This window comes from Clavibacter sp. (assembly GCF_014802555.1).
Lineage (GTDB): Bacteria > Actinomycetota > Actinomycetes > Actinomycetales > Microbacteriaceae > Clavibacter > Clavibacter sepedonicus.
The window spans coordinates 1-7,249 of sequence record NZ_JAAVCB010000112.1; the positions used below are offsets into that span (position 1 = coordinate 1).

Genomic DNA, 7,249 nt, shown 5'->3' on the forward strand with positions numbered 1-7,249 from the left:
GGGCGGGGCGGGGGGCGGGGCGGGGCGGGGGGACGACGGAGGCCGCCCTCCCCGAAGGGAGAGCGGCCTCGTCGTGGTGCGGTGGTGCTACTTCGAGCTGGACAGCTTCTCGCGCAGTGCGGCGAGGCTCTCGTCGTCCGCCAGCGTGCCGGCGCCCGTCGAGTCGCTCGTGAAGCCGGGGCCGGCGGACGTGATGCCCGTGTCGGCCGCCTCGGCCTCGGCTGCCGCCGCGACCTGCTTCTTGTGGGCCTCCCAGCGGGCCTGGGCTGCGGCGTACTGCTGCTCCCAGGTCTCGCGCTGCGACTCGAAGCCTTCCTTCCACTCGTTGGTCTCCGGGTCGAAGCCCTCGGGGTACTTGTAGTTCCCCTGGTCGTCGTACTCGGTGAGCATGCCGTAGAGGGCCGGGTCGAACTCGGTGCCCTCGGGGTCGACGCCGTCGTTGGCCTGCTTGAGGCTCAGCGAGATGCGGCGACGCTCGAGGTCGATGTCGATGACCTTGACGAACACCTCGTCGCCGACGGACACGACCTGCTCCGCGAGCTCGACGTGCTTGCCGGAGAGCTCCGAGATGTGCACGAGGCCCTCGATGCCCTCGGCCACGCGGACGAACGCACCGAACGGCACCAGCTTGGTGACCTTCCCGGGCGCGACCTGGCCGATGGCGTGCGTGCGGGCGAAGACCTGCCACGGGTCCTCCTGCGTCGCCTTGAGCGACAGCGAGACGCGCTCGCGGTCCAGGTCGACCTCGAGGATCTCGACGGTCACCTCCTGGCCCACCTCGACGACCTCGCTGGCGTGCTCGATGTGCTTCCAGCTGAGCTCGGAGACGTGCACGAGGCCGTCGACGCCACCCAGGTCCACGAACGCACCGAAGTTGACGATCGAGGAGACCACGCCCTTGCGGACCTGGCCCTTCTGGAGGTTGTTGAGGAACGTGCTGCGGCTCTCGGACTGCGTCTGCTCGAGGAGGGCACGGCGCGACAGGACCACGTTGTTGCGGTTCTTGTCGAGCTCGAGGATCTTCGCCTCGATCTCCTGGCCGAGGTACGGCGTGAGGTCGCGGACGCGGCGCAGCTCGATGAGCGAGGCCGGGAGGAAGCCGCGGAGGCCGATGTCCACGATGAGGCCGCCCTTGACGACCTCGATGACGGTGCCGGTGACGACGCCGTCGGACTCCTTGATCTTCTCCACGTCGCCCCACGCACGCTCGTACTGCGCGCGCTTCTTGGACAGGATCAGACGACCTTCCTTGTCCTCCTTCTGGAGAACGAGGGCCTCGACGGTGTCGCCGACCTTGACGACCTCCGTGGGATCCACGTCGTGCTTGATGGACAGCTCACGCGAGGGGATGACGCCCTCGGTCTTGTAGCCGACGTCGATCAGGACCTCGTCCCGATCGATCTTCACGACGGTGCCCTCGATGAGGTCTCCGTCGTTGAAGAACTTCAGTGTCTTCTCGACCGCGGCGAGGAAGTCCTCAGCAGATCCGATGTCGTTGATCGCGACCTGCTTGGGCGCCTTGTCGGTCGTTGCGATTGTCATGTAGTTAGTGCTCCAGGATGGGCATGAATAAGGCCGCTGGCGCGGACCCGCGCGGGTACCGGTCGAGCGGCGGACGGATGGGTCGTCGCAGAAGTGCGACAGTCGATCTTAGACCCGGCCCGGGAGGCGGGACAACCGCGCCGCGCGGGCGCGCTCGCCGGTCGGACGTCCGCCCGAGGCCACCCGCCCCGCGCGAGGTCAGCGGAGGACCGCGGCCCGGAGCGTGTCGAGGCCGACGCCGCCGACGTCGAGCGCGCGGCGGTGGAACTCGCGGATGTCGAACGCATCGCCCTCGCGCCGCCGGGTCTCGTCGCGGAGGTCCTCCCAGATGCGCTGGCCGACCTTGTACGAGGGGGCCTGTCCGGGCCAGCCGAGGTAGCGGTTGACCTCGAAGCGCACGAAGGACGGATCCATGTTGACGTTGCGGCCCATGAAGTCAAACGCGTACCCGGCGTCCCAGACGCCGTCTCCGTCGGGGCGCGCCTTGCCGAGGTGCACGCCGATGTCGAGGACCACGCGAGCGGCGCGCATGCGCTGGCCGTCGAGCATCCCGAGGCGGTCGGCCGGGTCGTCGAGGTAGCCGAGCTCCTGCATGAGGCGCTCGGCGTAGAGGGCCCAGCCCTCCGCGTGGCCCGACGTGCCGGCGAAGCGGCGCCAGGTGTTCAGCTCGGCCTTGTTGTAGGTGGCCTGCGCGATCTGCAGGTGATGCCCCGGGACGCCCTCGTGGTAGACGGTCGTCAGCTCGCGCCAGGTGTCGAACTCCGTGACGCCCTCGGGCACCGACCACCACATGCGGCCGGGGCGGCTGAAGTCGTCCGCGGGGCCGGAGTAGTAGATGCCGCCCTCCTGGGTGGGGGCGATCATGCACTCGAGGGCGCGGATCTCCTCGGGGATGTCGAAGTGCGTGCGGCCGAGCTCCTCGACCGCGCGGTCGCTCGTCTCCTGCATCCACGCGCGGAGGGCGTCGGTGCCGTGGAGCTTCCGGGACGCGTCGCCGTCGAGGTGGGCGATGGCCTCGAGCACGCTCGCGCCCGGCAGGATCTCGCGGGCGATGGACTCCTGCTCCTCCACCATGCGGGCGAGCTCGCCGACGCCCCACTCGTACGTCTCGTCGAGGTCGACCTCAGCGCCGAGGAACGAGCGCGACCGCAGCGCGTACTGCTCGCGGCCAACGGCGTCGGCGACGCGGCCGGCGGGCTCGAGCTCGGATCCGAGGAACGCGGCCAAGCGCTCGTACGCGCTCCGGGCTTCCTCGGCGCGGGCACCGAGGTCGTGGCGGAGGGACGCGGGCAGCTCGCCGGCGTCGGGCCGTGCCTCGTCGGCGAAGGAGCGGAAGAAGCCGTCGGGCGCGGCCTGGCGCTCGACCTGGCCGAGCACCTCGCGGACCTGCCGCTTCGCGGGCACCTGGCCACGACGGATGCCCTCGCGCAGGGTCTCGATGTAGCCGTCGACCGCGCCGGCGACGTTGCCGAGCCGTGTCGCGATGTGCTCCCAGTCACCCTCTGTCGACGTGGGCGAGATGTCGAACACCTCGCGGATGCCCTGCGCGGGCGAGGCGATGACGTTGAGGTCGGAGAGGTGAACGCCGGCGTCGTGCATCTCGACGTCCAGCTCGAGCTCCCGCGTGAGATCCATGCGCGTGACCTCGTCGACGGCGTCGGCGGGCGTCGCCTGCGCGAGCTGCCGGACGACCGCGCGGGCCGCCTCCGCGTGCGCCGCGTGGCCGGCGGGCGACGTGTCGCCGTACTCGCCCTCGCGGCCCGGACGGCCGAGGTAGACGCGCTCCTCCGGGTGCAGGTCGAGCGACGCGTCGATCCACCCCTCGGCGATGCGGTCGATGTCGGTCTGCGGTCGCGGGGCCCTCGGCGTCGTCGTCATCCCTCGACCGTAGCGGCTCCCAGGAGGGACCGGACGGTGGCGGGCTCGGTCGCGCCGCGCAGCTGCTCGGCGCGCACCGGGTCGAGCAGGATCTCCGCGAGACGCGACAGCAGCGCGATGTGGCCGCCTCCGGTGGCCGCGATCCCGATCACGATGCGGACGTCGTGGCCGTCCCAGTCGACGCCGTCGGGCAGGCGCAGCAGGCTGATGGCGTCGGCCCGTACGAGGTCGCGGCCGGCGGCGAGCGTGCCGTGCGGCACGGCGACGCCCTCCCCCACGAAGGTCGACACGGATCGCTCGCGCTCGACCATGGCCTCGACGTAGCCGGGCTCCACGGCGCCGGCCGCGACGAGGGCCTCGCCCGCCTGGCGGATGGCGGACTCGCGATCGTCGGCGTGCGCGTCGAGGCGGATGGAGCCGTCGGCGAGGAGGTCGGAGAGTCGTGCCTTCGTCATGCGCTGTGCTCCTCGTGCTGGGAATGGATGGGCGAGCGGATTCCGCAGGTCAGTGCGCTGCGGCGGCCCACGAGTCGCCGCGGCCCACCTGCACCTCGAGCGGCACGCGGAGGTCGGCCGCGTGGGCCATGCGGTCGGTGACGATGGCCTGGAGCGCGTCCCACTCCCCCGGGGCGACCTCGAGGATGAGCTCGTCGTGCACCTGCAGCAGCATGCGCGACGCCATGTCGCGCTCGCGCATGTCGGCCTCGATGCGGATCATCGCGATCTTCATGATGTCGGCCGCCGAGCCCTGGATGGGCGCGTTGAGGGCAGCCCGCTCGGCGTTGTCGCGGAGGACGCGGTTCGGGCTGTTGAGGTCGGGGAACGGGCGACGGCGTCCGAAGATCGTCTCCGTGTAGCCGGCGGCCCTGGCCTCCTCCACCACCTGGCGGAGGTAGTCGCGCACCGCGCCGAAGCGCGCGAAGTAGTCGGTCATGAGCTGCTTCGCCTCCGACGACGGGATGCGCAGCTGCTTCGACAGCCCGAAGGCGCTGAGCCCGTAGGCGAGCCCGTAGCTCATGGCCTTGACCTTCGTGCGCATGGCCGGGCTCACGTCCGCGGGCTCGACCCCGAAGATGCTCGATCCGACGAAGCGGTGCAGGTCCTCGCCGACCTCGAAGGCCTCGATGAGCCCGGCGTCGCCCGAGAGGTGCGCCATGATCCGCATCTCGATCTGCGAGTAGTCGGCCGTGAGCAGCGTCTCGTAGCCCTCGCCGACGCGGATGGCGCTGCGGATGCGGCGGCCCTCCTCCGTGCGGACGGGGATGTTCTGCAGGTTCGGGTCGTTCGACGAGATGCGGCCGGTGGTGGTGCCGGTCTGCACGTAGGTGGTGTGGATCCGCTCGTCGTCGCCGATGCCGCGCTCGAGCGTCTGGATGATCTGCCGCAGCTTGCTCGCGTCGCGGTGCTCGAGGAGCAGGTCGAGGAAGGGGTGCGGGTTGGACGCCTGCAGGTCGGCCAGCGCGCCCGCGTCGGTGGAGAAGCCGGTCTTGTTGGCGCGCGTCTTCGGCATGCCGAGCTGGTCGAAGAGGACCTCCTGCAGCTGCTTCGGCGACCCGAGGTTGATCTCCTTGCCGATCTCGGCGAACGCGCGCTCGGCGAGGCCGGTGATGCGCTCCTGCAGCTGCGCCGACAGCTCGGCGAGTCCGGCGCGATCCGTCGCGACCCCGCGCAGCTCCATCTCCACGAGCACGAGCAGGGTCGGCATCTCGATGTCGACCATGACGCCGAGCGTGCGCTCGTCGAGCACCTCGCGCAGCGCGTGCTCGACCCGGAGCGTGTACCAGGCCTCGACGGGCGCCGTGAGCGCCTCGGTCTCGGGCACGAGCTGGTTGGCGTCCGGCTCGGGCAGGTCCTCCATGAGGTACCGGCTCACGAGGGCCGCCAGGGACTTGTCGGTGAAGCCCGGACGCAGCAGCCAGCCCGCGACGAGCACGTCGAAGGCGAGGCCCTGGACCCGGAGGCCGGCCCGGCGCATCGCCTTCACCTGGACCTTGGCGTCGGACATGACCTTGGGCGCGTCGCTCGCGAGCCACCGCTCGAAGGGCGCGTAGTCCGCGCGGCCCTCCTGCCAGGGCAGGGTCACGGCCTCGGTCGCGCTGGCGAGCCCGAAGCCGACGGGCTTCCCGTCCTGCGTCTCGACCGTGAGCCCCAGGCCGTGCGGCGACGCGGCGCTCTGCGTCTCGATCCACTTCGCGAGCTCCTCGTCGAGGAGCTGCTGCGGCCTCGGGGCGGCCGGCGCGGTCGACGGCTCCTGCTCGACGGCGCCGACGGGCGTGCCCTCGCTCGACGCGGACGCGCCGGATCCCTCGAGCTTCAGCACGCGATCCAGCAGCTGCTTGAACTCCAGCACCGCGAACACCTCGCGGAGGGCGGGCTCGTCGATGGGCTTGCGCTCGAGGTCGGCCGGGCCGAGCGGCAGCTCGACGTCGGTGAGCAGCCGGTTGAGGCGGCGGTTGCGGATGACGTTCTCGTACTGGGCGCGGAGGTTGTCGCCGACCTTGCCCGTGATCTCGTCGCGGTGCTCGAGCACCGCGTCGAGGGATCCGTACTGGTTGAGCCACTTGACCGCGGTCTTCGGGCCGACCTTGTCGACGCCGATGAGGTTGTCGCTCGTCTCCCCCACGAGCGCCGCGATGTCCGGGTACATCCCCGGCTGCACGCCGTACTTCTCGAACACCTTCTCCGCGTCGTAGCGCGTGAGCTGCGAGACGCCCTGCGTGGACGGGTACAGCAGCGTCACGTCGTCGTTGACCAGCTGGATCGCGTCCCGGTCGCCCGAGACCACGAGCACCCGGAAGCCCTGCTCCCGACCCTGCGTGGCGAGGGTCGCGAGGATGTCGTCGGCCTCGTGGTCCTCCTTGGTGAGGGTGGGGATGTTCATGGTCTTCAGCGCGCGCTCGAGCAGCGGCACCTGGCCCGTGAACTCCACGGGCGTCTCGCCGCGCGTGCCCTTGTACCCCGGGTACTCGCGCGTGCGGAACGAAAAGCGCGAGATGTCGAACGCGACGCCGACGTGCGTGGGCTTCTCCTTCTGCAGGAGGTTGATGAGCATGGCGATGAAGCCGTGCACGGCGTTGGTGTGCTGCCCCTCGCGGTTCTGGAAGCTCTCCGCCGGCAGGGCGTAGAAGGCCCGGAACGCCAGGGAATGGCCGTCGATGACGAGGAGGGTAGGCTTTTCCGTGTTCGGCACGGGTCCAGCCTACCGAGGGCCCCCGACCTCGGACCCGGCCCTGGAGGCCCCCCCATGACCCAGCCCGCACCCGAGGACGACACCGCCGCGCGGCTCGTCCGGCAGCCCCAGGACGTGGGCGCGCTGGCCCAGAAGATGGGCATCGTCTTCCACGAGCTGAGCCCCGAGCGGTCCGTCGCCACCATGCCGGCGGAGGGGAACACGCAGCCCTACGGCGTCGTGCACGGCGGCGCGTACGTGGTGCTCGCCGAGTCGCTCGGATCCATGTCGGCGAACGTGCACGCCGGCCCCGACCGCGTGGCCTTCGGCATCGAGCTCAACGCGAGCCACACGCGCTCCGCATCGACCGGGACCATCACCGGCACCTGCACGGCGATCCACCTGGGCGGCACGCTCACCACGCACGAGATCGTGATGACCGACGACGAGGGCCGCCGGCTGTCGACCGTGCGCATCACGAACATCATCCGCGAGCGCTCGCGGCGCTGACCGGGTCGCCGCTGCGCGAGCGGCGGACGCGGCGGCTAGGTGTAGTTCCTGGGGAGGTTGTGAACGCTGGGGCGGATAGCGAAGACCTCCGGGACGATGTGGGTTACCACACTCATCAACGTCCACGGAGGTCTTCGTGACTCACGCTAAC

5 protein-coding genes are annotated in these 7,249 nt (G+C 70.8%); 1 reads left to right on the top strand and 4 read right to left on the bottom strand.

Annotated elements, in window-relative coordinates:
• Nucleotides 1–87 precede the first annotated feature (87 nt).
• The 4 genes from rpsA to polA form a co-directional block, all read right to left on the bottom strand.
• Entirely contained in the window at nt 88–1,542 is a 1,455-nt protein-coding gene (rpsA, locus tag HDR73_RS12320) for a 30S ribosomal protein S1 (protein WP_012038440.1), read from the bottom strand.
• Nucleotides 1,543–1,740: 198 nt separating this feature from the next.
• Nucleotides 1,741–3,420: a DUF885 domain-containing protein gene (locus HDR73_RS12325; protein WP_012299324.1), complete on the bottom strand. Its 1,680-nt coding sequence runs from the start codon at nt 3,418–3,420 to the stop codon at nt 1,741–1,743.
• Complete coding sequence (locus HDR73_RS12330; RefSeq protein ID WP_012299325.1) at nt 3,417–3,875, bottom strand: PTS mannitol transporter subunit IIA; 459 nt, start codon at nt 3,873–3,875, stop codon at nt 3,417–3,419. The genes HDR73_RS12325 and HDR73_RS12330 overlap by 4 nt, the downstream gene beginning before the upstream one ends.
• 49 nt (nt 3,876–3,924) lie before the next feature.
• Nucleotides 3,925–6,609, bottom strand: coding sequence for a DNA polymerase I (gene polA / locus HDR73_RS12335; RefSeq protein WP_012299326.1), 2,685 nt, complete (start codon nt 6,607–6,609; stop codon nt 3,925–3,927).
• Nucleotides 6,610–6,663: 54 nt separating this feature from the next.
• Between polA and HDR73_RS12340 the strand changes: the two genes are divergently transcribed.
• Complete coding sequence (locus HDR73_RS12340) at nt 6,664–7,098, top strand: PaaI family thioesterase (RefSeq protein WP_012299327.1); 435 nt, start codon at nt 6,664–6,666, stop codon at nt 7,096–7,098.
• Nucleotides 7,099–7,249: the final 151 nt, after the last annotated feature.

Excerpts from the sequence above, each read along its gene's own strand:
- rpsA (WP_012038440.1), bottom strand. The coding sequence starts at position 1,542 with ATGACAATCGCAACGACCGACAAGGCGCCCAAGCAGGTCGCGATCAAC.
- HDR73_RS12325 (WP_012299324.1), bottom strand. The coding sequence starts at position 3,420 with ATGACGACGACGCCGAGGGCCCCGCGACCGCAGACCGACATCGACCGC.
- HDR73_RS12330 (WP_012299325.1), bottom strand. The coding sequence starts at position 3,875 with ATGACGAAGGCACGACTCTCCGACCTCCTCGCCGACGGCTCCATCCGC.
- HDR73_RS12340 (WP_012299327.1), top strand. The coding sequence starts at position 6,664 with ATGACCCAGCCCGCACCCGAGGACGACACCGCCGCGCGGCTCGTCCGG.